This window comes from Streptomyces sp. NPDC045956 (genome assembly GCF_056430705.1).
In genome coordinates this window covers 17,427-41,515 of record NZ_JBWKKZ010000005.1, presented here as the reverse complement: position 1 = coordinate 41,515, position 24,089 = coordinate 17,427, and the positions used below count along the sequence as shown (strand labels likewise).

The following is a 24,089-nucleotide window of genomic DNA, read 5'->3' as shown; positions in this document are numbered from 1 at the left end:
GGCTGCGAGATCATGCGGCGGGGGAGCCCGCCACCGCCCTCCCGCAGGGGGCCGGATAGGAACTCTCCGCCGTGGCGTACGGCAGGCACACGCCGTGCTCGGGCGCGTACCGCAGGAGGTGGGAGCGGACCCGGTCGGTGTAGGGACGTATGCGGTCCGGGATGCCGTTCTCCTTCTGCACCACCCAGGTCGCGGTGCGGTAGGCCGCGGCGAGGTTGAGGGCGGGGTCCCCGGCGACGCCCTCCAGCTGCGGTGCCAGCGTGCACAGCATCCGGCCGAGGGCCGCGATGGACGTCTCCGCGTCGAGCGGGGGCCGGGGGACGTGGTCCTGCCGGCCTTCGGGGAGGTAGTACCGCAGCACGCGGGGGGTCCAGCGGGCGATGCCGTACTCGTCCGCGGCGGGATCGCTCAGCTGCGCATCGAAGTCGCTCTCGGTCTTCAGCATCGCCGCGACGAGGGCGGGCGAGACCTGCGGAGCCGCGCAGGCGGTGCCGGCCGCCACGATCGCACGCCGGTAGCGGGCGGGGATGCCGGCGTCGCGGGCGAACCACGAGTCGAGCACGCGGGTTTCGGCATCTCCCCGGGGCGCGGAGGCGGCGCCGGTGGTCGCGAGCAGCAGCGCGGCTCCCGTGATGCCGACGGCGCGCCGCAGGAGGTGCCGCCGGCCCGGGAACACCGCCGCGGGCACCTCCCGCACGGGAGGTGCCTCGGACGGGCCCTGCGCCGCGGTGCGGGCAGGCGCGACCTGCGCCGGCGCGCGGGACACCGGGACGGCCCCGGACGGCCCCGCGGCTTCCGCGGCTTCTGCGGCTTCCGACCGTTCCGCGAGGCGGGTGACTTCCGCGGCCTGCGGCCGTTCCGAGCGTTCCGTGCGGTGGGCGAGTTCCGCGGACAGGGCGCGGCGGCGCGTCTCCCACGCCTTCACGTCTCCGCCGCACGCCGCCACGTAGGCGGCCAGGACCGCGGCGCTCGGCAGCCGCTTGCCGCCCGCCGCCGCGGCCAGCGTCGAGGCGGCGAAATGGGTCCGTGCGGCAAGACGCTGGTACGACGGCGAACCGGCGGCGCGCCGCAGCCCGCGCAGGTCCCCGGCGAAGAGCGCGAGCGGCCCGCCTCTCGGGTCGAGAGGCTGTTCGTGCCTGCCCATGACGAAGTCCCCCGACCGTGCCCGGCCCCGAACGGCCGACTTTTGTCCGCCAATTGTCCACGGATTGTCCAGCGGGACAAAGCTCTTGCCCGGCGGCGCTTTGCTGGGCCCGTCCGGGCCGCCACGACGCACGCCCGGGCACGCCGACACACGATGAGAAACCGGGGAGAACGAGATGAGACCAAGTGAGCGCGGTGACCGTGGCCGAAGACCCCTGGAGCGCGGGCGCCCGTTGAGACTGCTGCTCGCCGCGGTCATGGCGGCGGCCTGTCTGGGCCTGCCGGCCACGACGGCGACCGCCGCCCCGGCGACACCGGCGGCGGCCCCCGCGGCCTCCGCGGCCCCCGAGACCAGGGCCGCCACCACCCCCGCCGCCGGCCGGACCACCACCCCTGCCGCCGGCCGGGTCGCCGCTGATGCCTGCGCCCCGCTGAAGGCGGGGGCGAGCGCCACCGCTCAGGACGCGGTGGAGGTCGCCTGCCGCTACGTGGGCTGGAGTTACGCCTGGGGCGGCGGCCACGCCCAGGGCCTGCCCGGCCCCAGCCAGGGCATGATCGACCCGACCGACCCGCGCTCGTACGGGGACCCCAAGCTCTGGAGCTTCGACTGCATCGGACTGGTGCGCTGGGCCTGGTACAAGGCGACCCGGCAGGACATCGTCAGCGAGCGCACCACGCAGTCCACCTGGCAGAACCCGGGCTACGCGCACACGAAGTTCACCAAGGAGCAGGGCGAGGCCCCGCTGCTGCCCGGCGACATCCTCTACTTCGGTACGAGCATCACGCACGTCGCGCTCTACCTCGGCGGCGGCAAGGTCGTCGAGGCCCCCAACTCCGGTGACGTCGTCCGGGTCGCCGACGCCCGCTGGGACCGCTACCAGGGCGCGTTCCGGCCGCACACGGGCGGCGTGTTCCCGGTCTGGGAGTACGACGGGCTCGGCCAGCACGTGAAGACGTGGGGCCAGCCCAACCTGCGGGAGAGCTCCCACACCGGCAGCCCGGTCAAGTGGCAGAACGGCAACGGCATCTCCGTCGCCGTCCGGGCGCTGTGCCAGCGGGTCGGCGAACGGGTCACCGTCGACGGCATGGTCAACAACGTCTGGACCTACCTGCCGGACTACCGCAGCTGGGTGAGCAACCTGTTCCTGCAAGGCCCCGCGATCATGCCGGGCGTACCGTCCTGCGGGCAGTACGCGGCCATCGGGGGCACGCTGGACGGCGCCGACTCGAACACGTCCTGCGGCGACGGCACCGAGCCGAACTCCACGGGCGCCTGGACCGCCAAGTCGGCCACCGTGTGGGGCCGCACCGTCGAACTGCGCTACAACGGCACGACCGCGTGCGCCTGGGGCCGCATCATCGGCGGCACGGTCGGCGACGAGATCTGGGTCGACCGCAGCAGCGACGGCGGCGAGACGTGGGAGCCGATGCTCGGCTACACCACCGTCACCTCCGGCGGCGACGCGTACACCACCCAGTGGAACGACAACGGCCTGGTGATGCGCGCCTGCGGCACCAACGGCAAGGGCGGGACGATCGCCTGCACCGGCTGGTACTGACCGCCCGCCCCGCGCGCACGGCCCTGCTCCACCCTCCCGTTCGCGGTCCCGGCGACCGCACCCCAGACAGGACAGAGGAACCCATGACCTCCCTCTCCACGAAGCCACCGACGAAGACGCCGAAGACGGCCAGGGCGGCGAAGGCGGCGGGCAGGACGAGCCTCGCCGGGCGCGTCGCCTCCGGCCTGCGCACGCGTGCCGCCACCGTCATCGGCGCGACCGCCCTCGCCGCCACCGGCACCCTCACCGGCGCGGCGGGCACCGCGCACGCCGACGGACACGGTGCCGGCTGGTACGGCGTGTGGGCGTCGGGCGTCAACCTCCGCACCGGCGGCGAGGCATGCCAGCTCCGACCGGGCACGGTCAACTGCTTCCGCGTCGTCAACCAGGTCAGCGCCCCCGAGGCGGTCTACGTGTACTGCCAGACGTACGGCATCGAGTCCGTGGGCGGCAACCCGTACTGGCTGTGGGTCATGCCGACCCACGGCGAGCGCGGCTACATGTCGAGCTACTACATCGACAACGCCTCCAACCGGATCGACGGCGTGCCCGAGTGCTGAGCCGCGCCGGCTGAGCCCACCCGGTGCGGTGCCCCGGCGCACGGGGCACCGCACCGGCCCCCGCTCCAGGGGCGGCCCGCATGGCGGAAGGGCCCGCCCCGAGGGCATCCGGCGCAGGGCCGGCGCCACACGCGGCCGGCAGATCACGGCCGGCGGGGCCGGAGGATGACACCCTTTCGGGGATGTCCCCGGCGAAACGGAGCCAGCACTCCATGCGGCCCAGACCGACGCAGCCCCCCGGGCACCGTCCTCTGCCCTCCCGCCCGGTACGCGCCGGGCACGGCACGCGGCACGGTGGTGCCCGGTGAGCGCCGCGGAGGCCTGGCTGGGGGTGCTGGCCGTGTTCGTACTGACCGCGGGGACCGGGTACTTCGTCGCCCAGGAGTTCGCCTACGTCTCGGCCGACCGGCTCGCCCTGGCCCGTGCGGCCGGCCGGGGCGACAGGAAGGCCGCCCGCGCCCTGAAGGTGCTGGAGCGGCTGTCGTTCATGCTCTCGGGCGCCCAGCTCGGCATCACGGTGACCGGTCTGGTGGTCGGTTTCATCGCCGAGCCGTCCGTCTCGGCGCTGCTGCGGCCCGCGCTCACCGGCGTCGGCGTCCCCGACGGCGCCGTCACCGGCATCTCCGTCGTGCTCGCCTTCGTCCTCGCCACGGCCGTGCAGATGGTGCTGGGCGAACTGGCCCCCAAGAACCTCGCCCTCGCCGTCCCCGAACGGCTCGCCAGGTCGCTCGCCGCCTCCACGCTCGCCTACCTGAAAGTCGTCGGCCCCCTCGTCCGGATCTTCGACGGCGCCGCGAACAGGCTGCTGCGCGCGGTGGGCATCGAACCGGTCGAGGAACTGCACCACGGAGCCACCCTGGAGGAGCTGGGCCACCTGATCGGCGAGTCCCACGAACAGGGAGAGCTGCCCCGCCGGACGGCCGAGCTGCTCGACCACGCCCTGGAGTTCTCCGAGCGGACGCTGCACGCGGTGATGGTGCCCCGGGCCGACGCCGTCTTCGTCCGCAAGGACGCCACCGCGGCCGAGGCCATCACCCTCATCGCCGGACACGGCCACTCCAACTACCCCGTGCTCGGCGACCACCCGGACGACGTCGCGGGCGTCCTTGGCGTACGGGAGCTGATGGGCCTGCCCGCCGGGGCGCTCACGGCCACCACGGCCGGGGCGGCGGCCCGCCGGCCGCTGCTGCTGCCGGACACGCTGCCGCTGCCGGACGCCGTGGAGCGGATGCGCGAACACGACGACGAGTTCGCCGTCGTCCTGGACGAGCACGGAGGCGTGGCCGGCGTCGTCACCTACGAGGACATCGCCGAGGAACTCGTGGGTGACATCGCCGACGAGTCCGACACCGTCACCGAGGTGGCACTCGCGGACGGCGGCGGCTGGCTGGTTGACGCCGGGCGCCGCCTGGACGAGGTCGCCGCCGCGACCGGTGTCGAGCTGCCCGGGGAGGACGGCTACGAAACCGTGGCCGGCCTCGTCGTCGACCGGCTGGGCCGCTTCCCGGCGATCGGCGACCGGCTCACCGTGGCGCTGCCGGCCGGCGGCAGCGCGGTCATCGACGTACGCACCCTGGACCGGCACGTGCCCAGGCGGGTCCGCATCGAGCGGCGGTCCGAGAAGACGGGGGAGCAGGCATGAGTTTCCCGGCGGCGCTCTTCGTCACCCTCCTGCTGCTCATCGGCAGCGGATTCTTCGTCGCGGCCGAGTTCGCGCTGGTCGCCGCCAGACGGCACCGCATGGAGAAGGCCGTGGCCGAGGGGCGGCGCGGCGCCAAGGCCGCCCTGGCCGGCATGCGGGAGCTCTCGCTGATGCTGGCAGGCGCCCAGCTCGGCATCACCGTGTGCACCCTGGGCCTGGGCTCGGTCTCCAAGCCCGCCATCTCCCACGAACTGGACCCGCTGCTGCACCGGCTGGGCCTGCCCAGCGCGCTCAGCTACGGCGTGGCCTTCGCCGTGGCGATGATCGTGGTGGTGTTCCTGCACATGGTCCTGGGCGAGATGGCACCCAAGTCCTGGGCCATCGCCCACCCCGAGCGCTCCGCGATGCTGCTCTCCCCGCCCTTCCGCGCCGTCGCGACCGCCGTACGGCCGCTGATCCGGGCCCTCAACAGCATCAGCAACGCCCTGGTCCGCCTCTGCCGGGTCACCCCGCGCGACGAACTGGCCTCGGTCCACAACCGGGAGCAGCTCACCCACCTGGTGGCGGAGTCCGAACGGCTCGGCCTGATCAGCGAAGCGGACTCCGACCTGCTGACCCGCTCACTGACCGAACCCGAGACGCCGGTGCGCGAGGTGATGATCCCGGCCGCCGGCATCGTGGCGGTCGACGCCGACGCGGGCGCCGAGCAGATCCTGCGCCTGGCCGCCGCCCACGACCGCACCCGGCTGCTGGTCCGGCACCAGGAGACGGTCCTCGGCTCGGTGCACGCCCGCGACGTCCTGGTGGCCCGGGCACAGGGCCGGACGGCCGACGCCCGCGCGATGGCCCGCCCCGTACCGGAACTCGCGGAGGACGCCACGGTCGCCGAGGCGATCGAGACCCTGCGCCGGCGCCGCGCCTCACTGGCCGTCGTCCGCGACGGCACGGGCCGGCTCACCGGCATCGTCAGCCTGGACGACCTGCTGACCCGCTACCTCCAGCCACGCCCCGCATGACCGGCGCCTCCCGGAGCCGCAACCACGGCACCGGCCCGGGCGCCGAGCGGTACGGACGACGAGCGCTGCCGGGCCTCCACCCACGTCCCGGGGCAGTGCAACGCGCTGTCGCGCCCTGCCGCGGCTGTCCGTGGACCGCGCCCCGGCCCGGCGCGGTCCGCTCACCTCACGGACCCGCTGGTGGCTCAGCGCCCCGGACACGGCGCTGATCATCTACTCGCTCTGGGAAGGGAGGCGGGACGTGCACGTTCCCGGGGGCCGGTTCGCGCTCACAGCAGGCGGTCGACCAGCCCTTCGACGTAGTCCGGGGTGAGCGGGGCCATGCCGAACAGGACGCGGATGTACATCGGGGCCAGGATGTGGTCCAGCACGTCGGACGCGTCGGGTGCGCGCTCGCCACGGTCGCGGGCGCGATCGAGCATGGACTGCAGCTGGCGGGTGCGTTCGGCGCGGAGGCCGGCACCGGCCCGCATGCCCTGCTGGCCGCTGCTCGACAGGGCGACGGCCAGGTGCAGCACCGCCGGCCCGTCGGGTCCGGTGATCTCGCGGGCGACCTGGGCCGCGTAGGTGCGCAGGTCGCCGGCCAGGCTCCCGGTGTCGGGCATCGGCGACTGCGTGTTGAGACGGGTGAGGGCCACGTCGGTGAGCAGGGTCTCCAGGTCGCCCCACCGGCGGTAGATGCTGCTGTCGGCCACGCCCGCGCGGGCCGCGACGTCGCCGACGGTGAAGCTGCCGTAGCCGCGCTCACTGATCAGTTCGGTGACGGCCCGGTGCACCTGCGCGCCGACGCGGGCGCTGCGCCCGCCGGGCCGCCGGGCCGGCTGTCGTTCGTTCATGCCCCCACCTTAACGCAGCCGTCACTTGCGTTTGCGGGGCGGCCGTTCCTATAGTCGCCTAAAGCAGTCAGCGGCTGCTTTAGGGTGCCCGTCGCTCCCGTCACCCGTGTCGAAAGCGGCCGGCCGCCACCACCGATCGAGGGGGACCCCCATCGCTGCACCGCCTGCGACCGTAGGCAGCCGATCCAAGAGGGCTGTGCTGCTCACGGTGACCTGCCTGGGCCAGTTCATGGTCCTGCTCGACAACACGATCGTCGGAGCGGCACTGCCCGACATGCAGCAGCGGCTGCACACCCGGTTGACCGGTCTGCAGTGGATCGTCGACGCCTACGTCCTGCTGGTCGCCATGCTGCTGCTGTCCGGCGGTGTCTTCGCCGACCGGTTCGGCCGCAAGCGGGTGTACCTGAGCGGCGTTGCGGTGTTCACCGCCGCGTCGGTGGTGTGCGCCCTCGCGCCCTCGCTCGGCTGGCTGATCGCCGGCCGGGTGCTGCAGGGCATCGGGGCCGCGGCCCTGAGCCCCGCCTCGCTCGCCCTGCTCGCCGCCGCCCACCCCGTGCCGCGCGAACGTGTCCAGGCGATCGGACTGTGGGCCGGACTCAGCGGAATCGGCCTGGCCGCAGGCCCCGTGGCCGGCGGCGTTCTGACGGACGCCTTCGGCTGGCCCGCCGTCTTCCTGGTCAACGTGCCCATCGGCGTTCTCCTTCTGCTGGCCGGTCTGCGCAGCCTCGAGGAGACCCGCAACCCCAGCGCCCCCAAGATCGACATTCCCGGCACGGCGCTGTCCGTCCTGGGGGTGGGAGCACTGGCCTACGGGCTGATCGAGGGCGGTGCCCGCGGGTGGACGTCCCCGGTGATCCTGGGCGCCTTCACCGCCGCGGTGTTCCTCCTGACCGCCTTCGTCGCCGTCGAAGCGCGCCGCCCGGCTCCGATGCTGCCGCTGCGGCTGTTCCGGCAGCGCCTGTTCACCGTGGCCAACACCGCCATGACCGTGGTGGGGTTCGCGCTCATGGGCTCGTCGTTCTTCTTCTCCCAGTTCTTCGTGCACGTACAGGGCAGCTCCATCCTGCGCGCCGGCCTGCAGACCCTGCCGGTGTCCCTCGCCATGGTGATCGTCAGCCCGTACGCGGCCCGGCTCGCCTCCCGGTACGGCTTGCGCACCGTGGTCACCACCGGCCTGGCCCTGGCCGGCCTGGGACTGCTGGCGCTCGGCATGGTGCACGCCGACACCGGCTACGCGCACGTGTGCTGGCGGCTGGGAGCCGTCGGCATCGGCTTCGCCCTGACCCTGTCCCCGCTGACGGGAGCCGCCATCCAGGCGGTCGGCCCGCAGGAAGGCGGCCTCGCCTCGGGCATCAGCAGCACCGCCCGGCAGATCGGCGCGGTGCTCGGCGTGGCGGTACTGGGAGCTGTCGTGCGCACCGGGCAGTCCGGCGGCGCCTCCTTCGGGGCCGGCCTCGACAGCGCCTTCGCCGTGGCCGGCGCCGTCACCCTGGCCACCGCCGCTTTCACCGGCCTGTGGCTGGCCGGTGCCCAGCCCGCGCAGAGCTCCGCGGCCCCGCCGTCTTCCACCGGCCCGGAAACGGCCACCACCCTGAACGCGGCACCCGCGAAGAGCAGTTGACGACGACAACCGCCTCGGCCGGAAGATGTCCCGCCACCAGCCCCTCCGGCGGAGCACCTCCCGCCACCCACCAGGACGACGCTCCAGGTCCCCCCGGAAAGGAACCACCTCCACGATGCCGCCCGTTCCCGCCGACCCCACCGTCCTCCACCCGATGCCCGAGCACCCGCGCGTGGTCCTGCTCAAACCATTGGTGAAGTCGCCGCTGATCGAGGTCGGTGACTTCTCCTACTACGACGACCCGGACGACCCGACCGCGTTCGAGACACGCAACGTCCTCTACCACTACGGCCCCGAGCGGCTCGTCATCGGCAAGTACTGCGCCCTGGGGACGGGCACCCGGTTCCTCATGAACGGCGCCAACCACCGCATGGACGGCCCCTCCACCTTTCCCTTCCCCACCATGGGCGGCTCCTGGGCGGAGCACTTCGACCTGATCACCGGCCTGCCCGGCCGGGGCGACACGGTCGTCGGCAACGACGTGTGGTTCGGCCACGGCGCCACGGTCATGCCCGGCGTCACCATCGGCCACGGCGCGGTCATCGCCGCCGGCGCCGTCGTCACCGCAGACGTCCCCGACTACGGCATCGCTGGCGGCAACCCGGCCCGGCTCATCCGCACCCGCTACGACGCAGCGGACATCGCCCGCCTCCTCGCCGTGGCGTGGTGGGACTGGCCCGTGCAGTTCCTCACCGAACACCTACGGACGGTCATGTCCGGGACCGTCGCCGACCTCGAGCAGGCCGCCGCGCAGATCGACCGGTCCTGACACCGCGACCCCGCCCCACCGCCCGCAACGCCGGAAATGAGTGATCGCCCGTGCCCCGCCGCCGCGCCCACATCGCGATGGTCGGCGTCCCCATCGTCAGCCATGTCCTGCCCAGCCTGGCGCTCATCGGTGAGCTGGCGGCCCGCGGGCACCGCGTCACCTACGCCAACGACCCGTTCGTGGCCGACCGGATCGAGTCCGCCGGCGCGGAGCCGGTGCCCTGCACCTCCACGCTGCCCGTCGCCGACAACGACTGGCCCGCCGATCCCATCGCCGCGGCGGGCCTCTTCCTCGACGACGCCGTCCAGGCCCTGCCGCAACTGCGCGCCGCCTACGACGACGATCCGGCCGACCTGTACCTCTACGACATCGGCGCCTATGCCGCACGCGCCCTCGCCGAAGCACAGGGCCGCCCCCTCGTGCAGCTGTCCCCGACGTTCGTCGCCTGGGACGGCTACCAGGAGGACATCGCGGCGCACTTGCGGAAGCTGCCGGGCGCCGACGCCTACCGGGCACGGTTCGCAACGTGGCTCGCCGAGTGCGGTGCGACCACCACGGACGTGGACACCTTCTCCGGCCCGCCCGCCCGCCCGGGCCCTCGCCCTGATCCCGCGAGCCATGCAGCCGCACGCCGACCGAGTGGACACCGGCGCGGTGACCTTCGTCGGCCCCTGCTTCGACACCCGGGCGGACACCGACGCCTGGACCCGCCCGACGCACGCGGACCACGTGCTGCCGATCTCGCTCGGCTCGGCCTACACCCGCCGGCCCGAGTTCTACCGTCAGTGCGTCGCCGCCTTCGGCGACCTGCCCGGCCTGCACGTCGTACTCCAGATCGGCCAGTACACCGACCCCGCAGAACTCGGCCCCCCCCCGGCCAACGTCGAAGTGCACTCCTGGGTCCCGCAGCGGGCGATCCTGGAACAGGCCGACGCCTTCGTCACCCACGCCGGCATGGGCGGCTGCGGCGAAGGGCTCCTCGCCGGCGTTCCCATGATCGCCGTGCCGCAGGCAGCCGAGCAGTTCATGAACGCCGACCGGCTCGTGGAACTCGGCGTCGCCCGCCGTGTGGACACCGCCGACGCCACCGCCGAAACCCTCCGCACCGCGCTGAACGACCTGCTCACCGATCCCGAACGCGTCGACCGCTCCCAGCGGTTGCAGAGCGCCGCCCGGGCCGAGGGCGGCACCCCGCACGCTGCCGACCTCATCGAAAACATACTGGCCACCGCCCAGGACCCCGCCCACTGAGTGAGGCCGCGGCCCCAAGATGTCCGTCGGCGACCAGTACCGAGCAGCCCGGCATCCTCTAGCCGGCGCAGAGGATGGTCGAAGCCGCGGGCGCCGCCGCCCGCGACACCGGTGAGGGCAGCGCCTGCTCCACCGTCACCGCTCAACTCCCGCCCGGCGCGTGCGGTGCGCTCGGCACGTCACCTGGTGATCGACGTGCCGGACCTGCTCGGCCTTCCGCTGCCGCAGCCGGGCCCTACGCCTCTCGCCGCGCCGTGACCAGGCCCGTCTCGTACCAGGACCTGCGGACGGTGTTCCCGGTGGCGGCGGCACTGATCGCGCTGATCTTGCTGGTGCTGTTGCGCAGCCTGGCGGCGCCTGTGGTGCTGATGCTCGCGGTCGGACTGTGCTTCGCGGCGACGTTCGGTGCCTCCGCGCTGGTCTTCCAGCACATCGGCGGCGAGGCGGGCGTGACCTTCGTCCTGCCGCTGGTGCTGTTCCTGTTCGTGGTGGCGTTGGGCACCGACTACAACATCCTGATCAGCGACCGTCTGCGTGAGGAGATGGCCCACGGGGGCCCCGTCCGCGCCGCCGTGGCCCGGGCGGTACGGCACACGGCGCCGGCCGTCGCCACGGCAGGCGTGGTCCTCGCGGCCTCCTTCGGCAGCCTCGCGGTGAACGCGGATCCCTCCACCCGTCAACTGGGCTTCGCCACGGCCCTGGGCATCCTCCTGTCCGCCTTCGTCGTGTCACTCCTGCTGGTCCCGGCGGCCGCGGCACTGCTGGGCCGGGGAATGTGGTGGCCGGTGCGCATGGCACGAGGCCGGCGGGACGTGACCGGCCGCGACACCTCACCACCGGGAGAACAGCGGACGGAGACCCGCCCGCTGTCCCGGCGGCCCTGACGGCGTCCGGCCACCGCGATCCCGCTGCACCGCACAGGGCCCGCCGGGCATGCCAAATTCTCGTGGTCCGAGTCCTCTGCGCTCGACCCCGGCGGGCGGGCAGCGGGCAGCGGGCATGCGTGTCAGGCGGCTGTCAGGGGCGGTCGGCGTCTTTTCCGAAGGCGAAGGCGAAGGCGACGACGAGGACGCCGACGAGGGCTGAGGGCCTGCGCCAGTCCGGGGGGCAGAAGGCCTTGAACCGCCTGCCCCTCCTCGCGCGTCGGTGAGGTCGAGGTGTCCTCAGGGGCGGGGCCTCTTCGTACGCCGGCCGTGACGTCCTCGTCCAGCAGGTCGCCCGCCACTGAGCAACGGCGCGCACGCGGTCGGGCCCGGGACCGCCGTAGTCCCGCTGGGCGGGCGCGGGGATGAACCCGAGGCGGGCGCGGAAGGTCTGCCCGTGGAGGACGCGGGTCAGCGGGTGCGTTCGTAGTGGCGGCGGGCCTTCTCGCGGTTGCCGCAGGCGGCCATCGAGCACCAGCGGGCACGGTTGGCGCGGCTGCGGTCGATCAGGAACAGCCTGCACTCGTCATTGGCGCAGGGGCGCAGCCGGCCGGGCAGTTGCTTCTCGGCGGCGGCCCAGGCGAGAACCACCTCGACGGCCAGCCGGGCGTGCGGGGGAGTCCTGAGCACCCACTGAAGACCCTCGGAAGTGATCTCCGGAATCTGCTGGACCCCTTCGAGCAGCGGGCTCAGCGCGGCGGGCGAGCTTTCTCCTCGCACCACGTCCCGCAGGACGTCCCGCGTCTCGCGCAGCAGCGCCAGTTCCGCGAGACTGCCCTCGCCGCCGTGCTCGCGCGCCCAGCGTCTGCCTCCGGCCGGGTCCCCGAGTGCGTCCTGTTCCTCGCCGTTGACCAGTGGCCTGCTGTTGAGCAGGTCCAGCAAGGTGTCCATCGGCCACCCCTTCCCCTCTAACCGGATACAACCGTTTGACAGGTTAGCCCGCCCGTGCTTGCATGGCACAAAACTAACCACATCAATGACTTTAAGGGGTTAGGTATGAGCTCGGTGCACCACCGGACCGCCACCGTCGACGGTCATGAGATCTTCTACCGCGAAGCCGGCCCCGCCGACGCCCCCGCGATCGTCCTGCTGCACGGCTACCCGACCAGCTCCTTCATGTTCCGCGAACTCATCCCGCTCCTGGCCGACGACTACCACGTCATCGCGCCGGACCACCTCGGCTTCGGCCACTCCGACGCCCCCCTCGCAGGGGAGTTCACCTACACCTTCGACGCCCTCGCCGAAATCACCTCCGGACTGCTCGACCAACTGGGCCTGGACCGCTACGCCCTCTACGTCCAGGACTACGGCGCCCCCATCGGATGGCGCCTCGCGCTCAAGCACCCCGAACGGATCTCCGCCCTCGTCACACAGAGCGGCAACGGCTACGAGGACGGCTTCGTCGAATCGTTCTGGACCGACCTCTGGGCCTACGGGGCAGACCCCGGCCCCGACACCGAACCCGCCGTCCGCGTCGCGCTGAGCGCCGAGGCCATTCGCTGGCAGTACGTGCACGGCGTGCCCGACCCGAGCCTGGTCAGCCCGGACACCTGGGAGCACGACTTCGCCCTCGTCTCCCGCCAGGGCAACGACGAGGTCCAGCTGGCGCTGTTCCGCGACTACCGGAACAACCGCCCTCTCTACCCGTTGCTGCACGAGTTCCTGCGCACCAGCGAGGTCCCGGTGCTCGCCGTGTGGGGCCGCAACGACGAAATCTTCGGCCCCGCCGGCGCGCGGGCCTTCGCCCGCGACGCCAAGGACGCAGAAGTGCACCTGGTCAACGGCGGTCACTTCCTGCTGGAGAGCCACCTGGACGTCGTCGCGGGATACCTGCGCGGCTTCCTGGGGCGAGTGCTGGGATAAGGACGGGCGAGGCCGGGAACGGGCCTTCGCAGGCCGCCGCGCCGGTCCCCGACCCTGCTGATCCCCACGTCGTACGCTCCCGGCGCCGGCCGGGAAGAGCGACGGCCCCTGCCCGGCTCCGGTTCCCGCTCGGCGGTCGGTGATCCGCGCACAGGTCACCGCCCCCGGTCGTGGACTTCGCCCTCCTGTCCGGCGTCACGGCCGCGCCGGGGAAGTCGTCACCTCGTCCCGATGAGCGACAGGGCACGGGCAGCCTGGCCGCGGCGGCGCAGCAGGCGGGCCGGTTGCCTCACGAGGCCGAGGAGTCCGGCGCGGACGGCGGCCGCGGGCAGGGCCCGGGGGGCGACAGGGCGGGGGCCGGCCGTGCAGGGCCTCGACCGGCAGCGGCGGCCCGCCAGCCGGCCGCCTGGCCGGGGGTGATGGTGAGGACGCCGCCAGGCGGGTCGACTTCCGCGGAGGCGGAGGCGGAGGCGGAGGCGGAGGCGGTAGCGGCAACGGTGACCCTCGGGCCGACACCGACCCGCACGTCGACACCGAGCCGGGTCAAGGTCCGCACCCGCAGGACCTCGCCCAGCCCGTGCACCTGAGGACCGTGGCGGCGCAGGGCACCCCCCCCAGCAGCGGGGACTGCGGGAGACGGGTGCCCCGGCCGTACGCCAGTGCTGTTTGGGCGGGGTGCACCGCACGGTAGAGACGAGACGAACTTGTCGAGGGCCCGCCCTCGAGAAGGCTCTCGCGCCTGCCGTGCGCAGGCACGGGCGAGATCGGCCCAGGGCCGTGCGTGTTCGGCCTTCCCGGCCCGCGAAAGGCGGAGCGAGCATGTCCCCTGCACCCGGTGTGAGTGGCGGCAGTGAGGAAGCAGCCCATCACCGGGACCTCACGGTCGTCGCCGACCTCCTCGCCGAACAGCGCCGCAGAATCACCGACTTCAAGGGCCCCGCCGACAGGCCCGCGGCCCCCGTGCAAGGTCCCGGCGCCGCTCCGCCGTCCCTGCCCGAGCCGGGGTGGCAGCAGGTCATGGACGCCACCCCGATGCCGGCACTCCTCGTCACACCGGACCTCGGTCAGGACGGCTCCGTACGGGACTACTGGTACCTGGGGCGCAACGACGCCGCCCTGCGGTATTCCACGACGGTGCTCCCCCCGGCTGTCCTCCCGGACTGGTCCGGACCACCAGTCCCGCTGTTCGGGCGGTTCCCGGAGCTGGCGCACTCGGCGCTGCCCCGCATGCTCGCCCAGGCGTACCGCAGCGGTGAAGCGCAGGGCCCCGCCGTGGTGGAGTTCGCGCTGCGGGCTCCCGACGGCGACGTGGCCCGGGTCAGCGCTGAGGTACGCGTCTCGCGCTGCGGCCCGCACCACCTCCTGGTGGCCTGGGAGCGCGGCAACCGGCAGGCCCTGGCCCGGGCGGCACAGCACCTGGCCCGGACCTGCTGGATGGAGTGGAACCTCACCGGCCAGCGGCCCCGCGCCTCCCTCGGCGTCCGGCACGTCCTGGGCCTGGACCGCGACGCCCCGCTGCCCGGCCTCGTCGACGTGGCCGCCATGACCGACCACACCGGCGCACAGTCGCTCTACCAGGTGCTCTACGACGTTCTGCTGCGCGGCCGGACCGCCGAGTGCGATCTGCGCCTGACGGCCCGGCACCACCGCGTCCTTCGCCTGCTCGCCGAGCCGGTGTTCCGGCCCGGGGGACCCGTGTGGGCGGTACGGGGCGTGATGAGGGACGTCACCGCCGACCGCCTCGCCCGCCACCGTGCCCAGCACGCCGAACGGGAGGCGACGCGCGCCCGGGACCGGGCCCAGGCACTCGGCGACGCCCGGGGCCACGGTCTCGCCGCCGTCACCCTCATGGCCAAGCTCCGCTACGCCCTGGCCGGCCTCGCCTTCACCGCCCACCCCGTGGAACACCTCACCGGCTGGCTCAGCAACGTCGCCCACGACGACGGACCCGAGTCCACCGCCACCGCCATCGTGGGCGCCTACCAGCCGGAGCGCCGCCTGCTGCGCTGGGTCAGTGCCGGACACCCGCCTCCGCTGCTGCTGCGCGACGGCAGGGTACGGGTGCTCTCCCTGACGCCGGCCGCGACCGGGCTGCCCCTGGGCGTGGTTCCGGACGCCCGCTACACGGCCGTCGAGACGGTCCTGGCCGCCGGGGACGTCGTACTGATGTACTCCGACGGCCTCGTCGAACGACGGGGCAGCGACATCGACGCGGACACCGAACTGCTGCGGCAACGGGCCGAACGGATCGCACGCACCTCGCTCCGTCCCGGGGCGGGAGGACTGCAGACCTACGCCGAGCACGTGGTGCGGGCGATGTCCGAGTCACCGCAGACCGACGACGCCACCCTCCTGGCCGTGCGCTGCCTGCCCTGACGCGCAGCGGGGGAGGGGCTGCGCGGGTGCGGTATGCCGGTGGCGGGCCGGGGCCTCGCAAGCGCTGCGCCGCGGCAAGACCTGCGCTGACGGAGCAGACAGGCACACATCCGGTGGCCGGGTGGAAGGCATCAGACACATGCCCCGGACACGGCCCGCTCCGATCCTCACCGCCACCGCCACCGCCACCGCCACCGCCACCGCCACCGCCACCGCCACCGCCACCGCCACCGCCACCGCCACCGCCACCGCCTCCGCCCCGCCTTCGGCCTGACCTTCCGCCCGGCGTCGCCGCGGGCCGAGGCATACGAGGGGGGCGTCGGCCCGACAGCCCACACCCTCCCCTGCCCAAACCCCCAACAGGGTCCGGTGCCTGGCGGCCTTCGGTGACTTGTCCATCGAGCGGAAGGACTGCTGCTGCGGGCCGGCGGGGTTCCCTCGTCACCTGGGTGTCCCTGCGGCGGGCGGCCGGTCGCGTAGAGCCCGCGCACGGGCGAATTGCGCGAAGAGGCAGACCAGGAGCCCAAGTCCTCACCCGCAGTTGAGTATGCCTACTCACGGCCGGGCTGCCCCGCGCGGTGACCATTGAGGCGGCGGCGCAGTCAAGCGCACCGCTGAAGCTGACACGATCACGGGGAGAACTGGCATGTCTCGACGCATCATTCTGGGCTCGGCCGCCGCACTCGTCGTCCTCGGGGGCGCCGGAGCGTTCGCCCTGGCTCACGCCGAGGAGCAGCCGCCCGCCCTGAACAACAGCACCGCCCGCTACACGGCCCCGGCCGCAGACCGCGAGGGCTCCTTCACCTTCACGACCGAGGTCACGGCGGCCTCCGGCGTCAAGAGTCTCAAAGTACTGGCCTGGCCCGCCGATTCCCCCTTCGTTGCGAAGAACCCGCTGACCGAGGAGGAACTGGCCGCCGTGGAGTCGGCCACGTGCAAGCCCGCCGGTGACGACACGGCCCGCTGCACCTACAAGGTCACGGTGACCGCTGCCGAGGCCGCCGAGTCCCCCGGGGGCCGCTGGCACGTCGCCACCCTCGCCACGGCGGACAACGGCGACACCGCCTTCGACGACAAGACCACGACCTTCACCGTCGACTGAGCTTGCTCCCACCAAGCCCGGCCAGGTGATCGAGCGCCTCAGAAGGTACATCGCCGCCGGCGTTCGGCACATCGTCGTACGTCTCGGCGCCCTGGACCTCCGCTCCCAGCGCGACCAGCTCGAACGGGCCGCAGACCTGATCCTCGCCACCCGGACGACAGCGGATCACGCCTCCACCTCGGAAACCTCCTGAGCCCGGCCCAGCCAACCCGGTCGCGGGACGGCCCTCAGCCTTGTATCAGTGCCCCGACCTCCCGAGGCAGACTGCCACCGGACCGGACTGCAAGGAGCATGTCCTCGCCCGAGGTGTACCGAATCGCAAGGGCGATACGTGGATCCAAGCCGTCGACGGCATAGGCCGTGGTCGGTTCGTGCCCTGCGGCGTCATCGCCGACCGGTGTGTCATCGCAGGGCGGCAACTCGGCGGGGCCGAGCGTCTTGCCGACGGCGAAGTCGATGCCGGCCACTTGCGTGTAGGTGCGGCCCTCGTACAGGGCGGCGATCGCACATACCCCTTCCGCCTCCCCGCCGCCTCCCTGCGCCGCGCAGCCGGTCATCAGCGCGGCCACGATCACGCCCGGGTACCACGGCAGCCGCCGCGACCACGTCGATGTGGCCTCGCTGCGTCGGCTCAAGCTGCTGATACGCATCAGTGGGCTCCTTCTGGAGTGTGCTCGCTCCGTCTCACCGGTGCCGCGTGACGTCTGGAGAGCCCGGACTCCGGGCGCGGCTGCCGATCATTCATGACCATGACGGAGCCCGAGGCGAACCGGTTCGCTCCACTTACGGGGGACCAGCCCTCCGTGCACAGTCCAACGTCGGGAGGCGGTAGGACGCTGGCTTCGAGGAGGGAGACGACGGCGCCGGCCGTGAGGACCCAGCGGCTGGAGTGGGCCGGCCTGCGCGTAGGAATCCCTGACGGAAAGCCCCCGTGCCGCCCACCGACTTCTGGTGGCTCGGTCCGGCCGCGTACGCCAGCGGAGGAGCGGTCGCCTGGGCATCCGCTCCCTCGCCGACCCGCAGCGCGATGAACAGCGCGGCGGTCGCTTCCACGAGCCCCGCCCGTTCGAGACCGCCGCCGGCCACGGGTTCACAGCCCACGTCTCGCACCAACTCGCGTACACGCGCCAGGGCCGTCTCGTCGTCCCCGCAGACCGGCACGGCCAGTGGTCGTCCGCCGAAGACCGGCGGCCGCATGCGCCACACGTCCTCGTGGCAGAGGTTGAAAGCCTTGACCACGTGGACCCCCCGGTGCCGCCGCGGCCAGTTGCTGCGCGGCCGAGGGGCTTCCTTGCGTCAGCAGCCGGAAGCCCGGCCCGACCGGGCCGGAGCAGTCGAGCAGCACCTTGCCCTCCAGGGCCGCGCGCAGCTCCCGCGCCACCTCTGCTCCCGCCCCGAAGGGCAGCGCGGCCAGCACCACCTGACCGGACTCGGCCGCCGCGCGCAGGCCGGCAGGCTTCGCGCTGCCTCCGATGCGCAGGTCTGATGCCGCGGCCGCCACCGTCCGCAGCGGATCTCACCGAACCCGGCGCGGCCGAGATCTGAACCGATACCGGGAATCAGGCCGCGACGAGTTCCTGCTCGCGGTCCGGCGTCTTGGCCTGGGGCTTCTTGTTCGGCAGCGAGAGGCGGAAGACCTTGCGCCACGCGGAGAACACCTGCTTGGGCAGCGGGCCGGTGACGTACTCCAGCTCGTACTTGTCGAACAGCGCGCGCACCTTCACCGCGACCTCGGCGTACCGGTTGCTCGGCAGGTCCGGGAACAGGTGGTGTTCGATCTGGTGCGACAGGTTGCCGGTCATGAAGTGCATGGCTCTGCTGCCGCTGATGTTCGCCGAGCCCATCATCTGGCGCAGGTACCACTGGCCGCGCGTCTCGCCCTTGATCGACCGGCGCTCGAAGACCTGTACGCCCTCGGGGAAGTGCCCGCACATGATCACTGAGTGGGACCAGAGGTTGCGGACCAGGTTCGCGGTGAACGTGGCGGCGAGGGTGGGAAGGAACGACGGGCCCGACAGCACAGGGTGGATCACGTAGTCCTTGAGCACCTGCCTGCGGATCTTGCGGCCCACGGCCTTGGCCCGCGCGCGGAACTCCGGGTCCCTGCGGCGGCGCTTGCTGAGGTTCTTGCCGAGTTCCAGGTCGTACGCCGCGATGCCGTACTCGAAGAAGCAGGCGTTGATGAAGTTCCACAGCGGCTGGCCGAGGTGGAACGGGTGCCACTTCTGGTCCTCGTCGACGCGCATGATGCCGTAGCCGAGGTCGTTGTCCTTGCCGATCACGTTGGTATACGTGTGGTGCAGCTCGTTGTGCGAGTGCTTCCACTGCTCGGACGGCGAGACGTGATCCCACTCCCAGGTGGTGGAGTGAATCTTCGGGTCTCGCATCCAGTCCCACTGGCCGTGCAGGACGTTGTGGCCGATCTCCATGTTGTCCATGATCTTCGCCACGGACAGACCTGCGGTGCCGAGCAGCCACGCGGGCGGGAAGATCGAGAACAGCAGCACGCCCCTGCTGACCAGCTCGAGCTTGCGCTGCGCCGCAATGACCTTACGGATGTAGGCGGCGTCCTTCTCGCCGCGGCCGGCGATCACCTCGTCGCGGATCGCGTCCAGCTCGCGGCCGAGCTCCTCGATCTGCTCCGCGGACAGGTGGGCAGTGGGGTCGATGGCGGTCAAGGTGCTCCTACCGTTCGATGTCGCAGGGGCCCGCCGCGGCGGACACGCAGGTCTGGATGAGGACGCCCGGCTCGGCCTCGGTGATCTCGCCGGTGCGCAGGTCGCGGACGGCGCCCGCCTTGAGCGGCGTGACGCAGCCGAAGCAGATGCCCATCCGGCACCCGGAGGGCATGAGCACACCGGCCTCCTCGCCGATGTCCAGCAACGGCGTGGCCCCGTCCGCGTCCACGGTCTTGCCGGTGGCGCTGAACGTGACCTCGCCGCCCTCGCCGGTGACGACGATGGCGGGGCGGAAGCGTTCGGTGTGCAGGCGCTCTTGCACGCCGTGCCCGGTCCAGTGCTCTTCGGCGGCGTCGAGCAGGCCCGCGGGCCCGCAAGCCCAGGTCTCGCGCTCGGCCCAGTCGGGCACGAGTTCGTCGAGGCGGGTGAGGTCGAGCATGCCTTCCGTGTCGGTGTGCACCTCGGTGAGCCGCAGCTTCCGGGCCGCGACCAGGTCGTGCAGCTCGTTGCGGAAGATCACGTCCTGCGGCTGCGGCGCGCAGTGGACCATGACGACGTCGTCGAACTCGGTGTCGCGCAGCATGCCCATCACGGGCGTGATGCCGCTGCCGGCCGTCAGGTAGAGCACTTTGGCGGGCTTGGCCTGCGGCAGCACGAAGTCACCGGTCGGCTGGTCGAGCTGGATCAGCGTGCCCGGTTTCGCCCTGCGGACCAGGTGGTTGCTGACCTTGCCGTCCGGGATCGCCTTCACGGTGATCGTGACGCGGCCGTCCCGGCGGTCGGTCGGCGAGGTGAGGGAGTAGGCACGCCACAGGCGCACCCCGTCGACGTCGACCCCGATCCGCACGTACTGACCGGCTGTGTGGCCGCGCCAGCCCCGCCCCGGCCTGATCACGACAGTCGCGGCGTCACCCGTCTCGGGGTGTACGGCCTCGATGCGCCCACGCAGGTCAGCGCCCGCACGCAGCGGGCTGACCAGGTCGAGGTAGTCCGACGGCAGCAGCGGCGTCGTGACCATCTCCAGCAGCTTCCATGCCCTGCTGCGGAGGGCTGCACTCGTCATGACTCCAGCTTGCTGCGTCTCAGGGCGTAAAGTCCTGACCGCAGGATGTGAATCTGGTCGGCTGAATTGTTCGCAGGGAACAAAAAACGTGAGTCATGTGATCCGGAGGGCCAGCGAACTGGCTCTGGACGAGACGACGGTCACCGCACTTCGGGCCGCGCTGAAGACCACCGCCGACGAGGTCGTCCAGGCGATCATCGACGAGGTCCCTCCCTACGCCAACGCCCTTTCCGGCCACATGGGCGCCACCATCCGCCGAGCCGTCCGCACCGCCCTGGGGCACTACCTGGACCTCGCGAGCGGGAGCGCCACGGGCGGCGACGCCGGTGACGCCGCCTACGAGCTGGGCCGCGGCGAGGTGCGCGACGGCCGTTCGATGGACGCGCTGCTCAGCGCCTACCGCGTCGGCGCCCGCGTGGCCTGGCGATGCCTGGCAGCGGGCGCCGTACCCGCAGGTCTGCCCGCCGCCGAGGTCGCCAAGTTCGCCGAGCTGACCTTCGCCTACATCGACGAGCTCTCCGCCGCGAGCGCCGCGGGCCACGCCGACGAACTGGCCGCCCGGGGCAGGGCCCACGAGCGCCACCTCGAACACCTGGCCCGCGACCTCCTCGCCGGCGCGAGCCCGGACGTGCTGCTGGCCTCTGCTCAACGGGCCGGATGGCAGCCTCCGGTCTCGCTGACCGCGGTCCTGCTGCCCACCGCCCAGACCCGGCCCGCCTACCGCGCGCTCGACCCGAGCACCCTGGTCCTCGACGACCTGCCGGACGCCACCGGTGTGCTGCTCGTCCCCGATGCCGACCGATCACATCTCCTGCGGCAGCTGACCGACCGCACCGCCGTGGTCGGCCCGGCCCGGCCGTGGACTCGTGCGTCCGCCTCGTACGCACGAGCCGTACGCGCGCGCTCCCTCTCCCCTGATATCCGCGACACCGAGGACCACCTGCCCGAACTGGTGCTGAGCGCCGACGCGGACGCGTTCGCAGACCTACGTGCCCGAGCTCTCGCACCGTTGCGGACCTTGCCCGCCGCGACCGCACGGCGGCTGGAGGAGACGCTGCGGGCGTGGCTGCTGCACCAGGGCAGGCGGGACGAGGTGGCAGCGGCGCTGTTCGTCCATCCCCAGACGGTCCGGTACCGGATGTCGCAGCTGCGGGAGGTGTTTCCGGACCTCGCATCGCCCCACCGGGTCCTTGAACTGACGCTGGCGGTCGGCCTTCCGGTCAGCTGACGCCTACGCGGCGGGAACTGCCCAGTCGCCGACGACGAGACAGGCCCGGCACTCCCTGGCGCGATCGACCCGAAGCACGGCACCCCCACCCCCGCACTCGCCCGAAGAACCACCTCTGCCCCGCCCGGCACCGAGACGGGCGCGCAGCCCTCGTCATGTCCGGCCTGACCTGTCCCCCCTCCCTGATCACCACGAGTGCTGACCTGCTGACCTGCTGACGTGCTGTCAGTGGCTGCTGTCAGCATGTCCTGGTGCGGGGGAAGTTGCGATGAGGGGCAGGTCTGCATGCCTTCAGTGCGGTCCTACGCGCGCTCGAACGGAACACGGGCTCGCGCGCATTCACGGTGGGCGCCGTGTGCCCGACGGGAAACGATGATCTTCAGTGTGGTTGCCCCGGACGTCATCGGCCCGGCCAACAGCAACACCTCCACCGGGGACGGGAAGACTCCGCGGCCGCAGACCACGGTCGAGTCCCGCTCCGCTTCGAGGGCGCCCCCGCCGCGCGGGCGCAGCAGGCCCGCCGTCACACGCCGTCCGTGCGGCTGCTCGGGAGCGGGCGGAACGCGAGCGCCAGGGGCGGCCGCCGAGGCGGTGCGCCAGGCTCTGCCGTGCGAGGACTGCGGGCAGGACCAGGCGGCCACGCTGTGCGAGACGTGTGACCACCGGCGCCAGACCGAGACCCCGATCAGGGAGGCCGGACTAATCGCAGCGGCCGGGTCCGCCGACCTGACCGACCCGGCCGGCGTCCAGCCCCTACCACCCGGGCTCGGACGGCGATCGGCAGCAGCATCGCAGCCGCCTGGCACACGGCCCTGGTTCCGGCACAACCCGACCGGTGCGGACACCATTGCTGCCGCGGCGAAGGCCGCCGATACGGCTAGTACTCCAGCAGGACGCGCGGGGTCCGGCGAGCGGCGTCCGGACGTCTCGCCGGATTCCGGTCTGCGTGCCCGCTGAAGCAGGCGGCCTCCTTCACGGGTTCCACGGCAAGGGCACCGGCCTGCGGCGCGGCCGGCGGGTCATGGGATCATCGTCTCCGTGGCCGCACGCCCCGGTGCCGTCGCTTTCCGCCGGTCACGGTGGGAGCGGCGCCATGCGACCGGGGCCCTGGCGGCACGGACGGCGGCAACGGGGGGACGGTCGTGGGGGACAGCGGGAACGGCGGGGCTGCGGGGGTGCGCCGGGAACGCGCGGGCGCCGAGCGGCTGACCGAAGGGCTGACCGTCGCCGTGGCGTCAGCCCTCTCCCTCGTTTTCCTGGCCGCCCTGGCCGTGGTCTTCGGCACGACCAGCCTGCACCTGGTCACCGACGCGGGCACTACCGTGTTCCGCCGGGTCGCGGTTCCGGTGGTCCTCTTCGCCCTCGTGGCCCTGCCGCCCGCCCTGGCCCGCCTGGTCCTCCGCTCGGGCCGGCGCCGGGGCAGGGAGCGCCTGACGGCGGCGGTCCCGGCGGCCCTGACCCTGCTCGGCGCGACCACCGTGCCGTTCGCGGCCCTGGTCCTGATCCTCGTTCACGCGGACTGACCCGGTCCGCGCGGCCGCGAGACCGACTGGCGGTCCCGCGGCCGTGAGAGCGCCAGGCGCCCGCGGTCAAACGCCCGCTCCCACGCCGCGGCGCAGCGCCCGGTCGACCCCACAAGGTGGCGGGCCGCAGCCCGCGTTCGACGCGCAGCAGGCAACCGGCCGGGTTCGCCGCGAGGGCCGCGTCCGCCTGCCGCCGTGCCCCGGTGACGACGCCGAAGGCCGCGACGGCGGCCGTGCCGACGGCGCCGGCCAGCGTGCCCATGGCGGTGCCGACCGCCACGCCGGATGCCGCCCCGGCCAGGGCGACTGAGGCGGGCATCTCGAAGCTATTGCCGGCGGCCGTGGTGATGGTCTGCAGCCCGATGCCGTTCATCACCTTGCGCAGTTCGTCCACCTGGATCTCGAAGTCACGGTGCACCGCCTCGCGCAGGTGCATCTCCAGTGCCTGCCGGCTGCCGACGTCGCCCACGGTCTCCCGGAGGGTGTGCGCGGTCCGCTCCACCGCGTCGCTGAAGGTGGAACTCCGCCTCGTAGCGGGTCCGCAGCTGCACGATCCGGTCGACGGGCACCGTGCCGAGGCGGTCGGGCAGCACGCACTGCACGGACAGGGCGCCCACCCGCGGGGCCAGCCCTTCCCGCGCGTCGGCGGGGACCGCGGCCTTGCCCAGCAGGACGCCCGCCATGCCAGGGGGAGGAGGAGCACGGCCACCGCAACCGCCCCGCGCCCCCCCAGAGTGGATCGTGGAGCTGGGGATCGGCGCCCGCCAGTACAGGTACACGCCGGGGACTGCCCCATGGCGGGCGCGCGACGCCGCGCCGTCGACCGCGACGAGGCACGGCGCCTGCTCGCCGCGGGCCTGCGGGCACTGCCAGCCGGACGTCGAACTGCGCGTCATCGACTGGCCTGCCTGTGAACGGGCGAGGCTGGCCTTCACG

General features: G+C 72.9%; 21 protein-coding genes and 3 pseudogenes. 16 read left to right on the top strand and 8 right to left on the bottom strand.

Annotation, left to right across the window (positions count from 1 at the left end; genetic code table 11):
* Positions 1-10: 10 nt before the first annotated feature.
* Entirely contained in the window at positions 11-1,144 is a 1,134-nt protein-coding gene (locus AC07FV_RS14930; protein WP_479087429.1) for a serine/threonine-protein kinase, read from the bottom strand.
* A gap of 232 nt (positions 1,145-1,376) precedes the next feature.
* Between AC07FV_RS14930 and AC07FV_RS14925 the strand changes: the two genes are divergently transcribed.
* The 4 genes from AC07FV_RS14925 (at position 1,377) to AC07FV_RS14910 (ending at position 5,920) form a co-directional block, all read left to right on the top strand.
* Positions 1,377-2,702 (top strand): NlpC/P60 family protein, encoded by a 1,326-nt coding sequence (locus tag AC07FV_RS14925; RefSeq protein WP_479087427.1) that lies wholly within the window; start codon positions 1,377-1,379, stop codon positions 2,700-2,702.
* Between the two features lie 83 nt (positions 2,703-2,785).
* Positions 2,786-3,262, top strand: coding sequence for a hypothetical protein (locus AC07FV_RS14920; protein ID WP_479087426.1), 477 nt, complete (start codon positions 2,786-2,788; stop codon positions 3,260-3,262).
* A 304-nt stretch (positions 3,263-3,566) separates the two neighbouring features.
* Entirely contained in the window at positions 3,567-4,904 is a 1,338-nt protein-coding gene (locus AC07FV_RS14915) for a hemolysin family protein (protein ID WP_479087425.1), read from the top strand.
* The gene (locus AC07FV_RS14910) at positions 4,901-5,920 is read left to right on the top strand and encodes a hemolysin family protein (protein WP_479087423.1); all 1,020 of its coding nucleotides are present in this window, start codon (positions 4,901-4,903) and stop codon (positions 5,918-5,920) included. Before AC07FV_RS14915 ends, AC07FV_RS14910 begins: the two co-directional genes overlap by 4 nt.
* A 269-nt stretch (positions 5,921-6,189) precedes the next feature.
* Here the strand turns inward: AC07FV_RS14910 and AC07FV_RS14905 are convergent, their stop codons facing one another.
* Positions 6,190-6,756 carry a TetR/AcrR family transcriptional regulator gene (locus AC07FV_RS14905; protein ID WP_479087422.1) on the bottom strand — a complete coding sequence of 189 codons (567 nt, stop codon included), beginning with the start codon at positions 6,754-6,756 and terminating at the stop codon, positions 6,190-6,192.
* Positions 6,757-6,907: 151 nt separating this feature from the next.
* Here AC07FV_RS14905 and AC07FV_RS14900 point away from each other — a divergent pair, with 151 nt between their 5' ends.
* The 4 genes and pseudogenes from AC07FV_RS14900 (at position 6,908) to AC07FV_RS14885 (ending at position 11,281) form a co-directional block, all read left to right on the top strand.
* Positions 6,908-8,377 carry a DHA2 family efflux MFS transporter permease subunit gene (locus AC07FV_RS14900; RefSeq protein WP_479088019.1) on the top strand — a complete coding sequence of 490 codons (1,470 nt, stop codon included), beginning with the start codon at positions 6,908-6,910 and terminating at the stop codon, positions 8,375-8,377.
* Positions 8,378-8,492: 115 nt separating this feature from the next.
* Positions 8,493-9,146 (top strand): CatB-related O-acetyltransferase, encoded by a 654-nt coding sequence (locus AC07FV_RS14895; protein WP_479087421.1) that lies wholly within the window; start codon positions 8,493-8,495, stop codon positions 9,144-9,146.
* A 77-nt stretch (positions 9,147-9,223) separates the two neighbouring features.
* Positions 9,224-10,397 (top strand): annotated as a pseudogene (locus AC07FV_RS14890) (macrolide family glycosyltransferase).
* A gap of 254 nt (positions 10,398-10,651) precedes the next feature.
* Positions 10,652-11,281 carry an MMPL family transporter gene (locus AC07FV_RS14885; protein ID WP_479087419.1) on the top strand — a complete coding sequence of 210 codons (630 nt, stop codon included), beginning with the start codon at positions 10,652-10,654 and terminating at the stop codon, positions 11,279-11,281.
* Positions 11,282-11,731: 450 nt separating this feature from the next.
* Here AC07FV_RS14885 and AC07FV_RS14880 read toward each other — a convergent pair whose 3' ends face one another.
* Positions 11,732-12,211 carry a CGNR zinc finger domain-containing protein gene (locus AC07FV_RS14880; RefSeq protein ID WP_479087418.1) on the bottom strand — a complete coding sequence of 160 codons (480 nt, stop codon included), beginning with the start codon at positions 12,209-12,211 and terminating at the stop codon, positions 11,732-11,734.
* A gap of 105 nt (positions 12,212-12,316) precedes the next feature.
* Between AC07FV_RS14880 and AC07FV_RS14875 the strand changes: the two genes are divergently transcribed.
* From AC07FV_RS14875 to AC07FV_RS14855, 5 genes are all read left to right on the top strand, one after another.
* A complete protein-coding gene (locus tag AC07FV_RS14875) occupies positions 12,317-13,183 on the top strand; it encodes an alpha/beta fold hydrolase (RefSeq protein WP_479087416.1) in 867 nt (288 codons plus the stop codon).
* Positions 13,184-14,002: 819 nt separating this feature from the next.
* Positions 14,003-15,559 carry a PP2C family protein-serine/threonine phosphatase gene (locus AC07FV_RS14870; RefSeq protein ID WP_479087415.1) on the top strand — a complete coding sequence of 519 codons (1,557 nt, stop codon included), beginning with the start codon at positions 14,003-14,005 and terminating at the stop codon, positions 15,557-15,559.
* A gap of 139 nt (positions 15,560-15,698) precedes the next feature.
* The gene (locus AC07FV_RS14865) at positions 15,699-15,833 is read left to right on the top strand and encodes a hypothetical protein (RefSeq protein ID WP_479087414.1); all 135 of its coding nucleotides are present in this window, start codon (positions 15,699-15,701) and stop codon (positions 15,831-15,833) included.
* A 372-nt stretch (positions 15,834-16,205) separates the two neighbouring features.
* Positions 16,206-16,661, top strand: a complete 456-nt coding sequence (locus tag AC07FV_RS14860; protein ID WP_479087412.1) for a DUF5707 domain-containing protein — start codon at positions 16,206-16,208, stop codon at positions 16,659-16,661.
* 25 nt (positions 16,662-16,686) lie between these two features.
* A complete protein-coding gene (locus AC07FV_RS14855) occupies positions 16,687-16,854 on the top strand; it encodes a hypothetical protein (RefSeq protein ID WP_479087410.1) in 168 nt (55 codons plus the stop codon).
* Between the two features lie 34 nt (positions 16,855-16,888).
* Here the strand turns inward: AC07FV_RS14855 and AC07FV_RS14850 are convergent, their stop codons facing one another.
* From AC07FV_RS14850 to AC07FV_RS14835, 4 genes and pseudogenes are all read right to left on the bottom strand, one after another.
* Positions 16,889-17,311 (bottom strand): DUF6281 family protein, encoded by a 423-nt coding sequence (locus tag AC07FV_RS14850; protein ID WP_479087409.1) that lies wholly within the window; start codon positions 17,309-17,311, stop codon positions 16,889-16,891.
* Positions 17,312-17,612: 301 nt separating this feature from the next.
* Positions 17,613-18,138, bottom strand: a pseudogene (locus tag AC07FV_RS14845) (NADPH-dependent F420 reductase); the annotation flags it as partial.
* An 82-nt stretch (positions 18,139-18,220) separates the two neighbouring features.
* Entirely contained in the window at positions 18,221-19,339 is a 1,119-nt protein-coding gene (locus tag AC07FV_RS14840; protein WP_479087407.1) for a fatty acid desaturase family protein, read from the bottom strand.
* 7 nt (positions 19,340-19,346) lie between these two features.
* Positions 19,347-20,402, bottom strand: coding sequence for a ferredoxin reductase (locus AC07FV_RS14835; RefSeq protein ID WP_479087405.1), 1,056 nt, complete (start codon positions 20,400-20,402; stop codon positions 19,347-19,349).
* Positions 20,403-20,490: 88 nt separating this feature from the next.
* On the opposite strand from AC07FV_RS14835, the gene AC07FV_RS14830 reads away from it, so the two are divergent.
* Both AC07FV_RS14830 and AC07FV_RS14825 read left to right on the top strand, forming a co-directional pair.
* Positions 20,491-21,630: a PucR family transcriptional regulator gene (locus AC07FV_RS14830; protein ID WP_479087404.1), complete on the top strand. Its 1,140-nt coding sequence runs from the start codon at positions 20,491-20,493 to the stop codon at positions 21,628-21,630.
* A 1,142-nt stretch (positions 21,631-22,772) separates the two neighbouring features.
* A complete protein-coding gene (locus AC07FV_RS14825; protein ID WP_479088044.1) occupies positions 22,773-23,153 on the top strand; it encodes a hypothetical protein in 381 nt (126 codons plus the stop codon).
* A gap of 139 nt (positions 23,154-23,292) precedes the next feature.
* Here the strand turns inward: AC07FV_RS14825 and AC07FV_RS14820 are convergent.
* Positions 23,293-23,949 (bottom strand): annotated as a pseudogene (locus AC07FV_RS14820) (DUF6236 family protein); the annotation flags it as partial.
* On the opposite strand from AC07FV_RS14820, the gene AC07FV_RS14815 reads away from it, so the two are divergent.
* Positions 23,948-24,067, top strand: coding sequence for a hypothetical protein (locus AC07FV_RS14815; protein ID WP_479087402.1), 120 nt, complete (start codon positions 23,948-23,950; stop codon positions 24,065-24,067). The pseudogene AC07FV_RS14820 and the gene AC07FV_RS14815 sit on opposite strands and share 2 nt — an antisense overlap.
* The last annotated feature ends 22 nt before the right edge of the window (positions 24,068-24,089 follow it).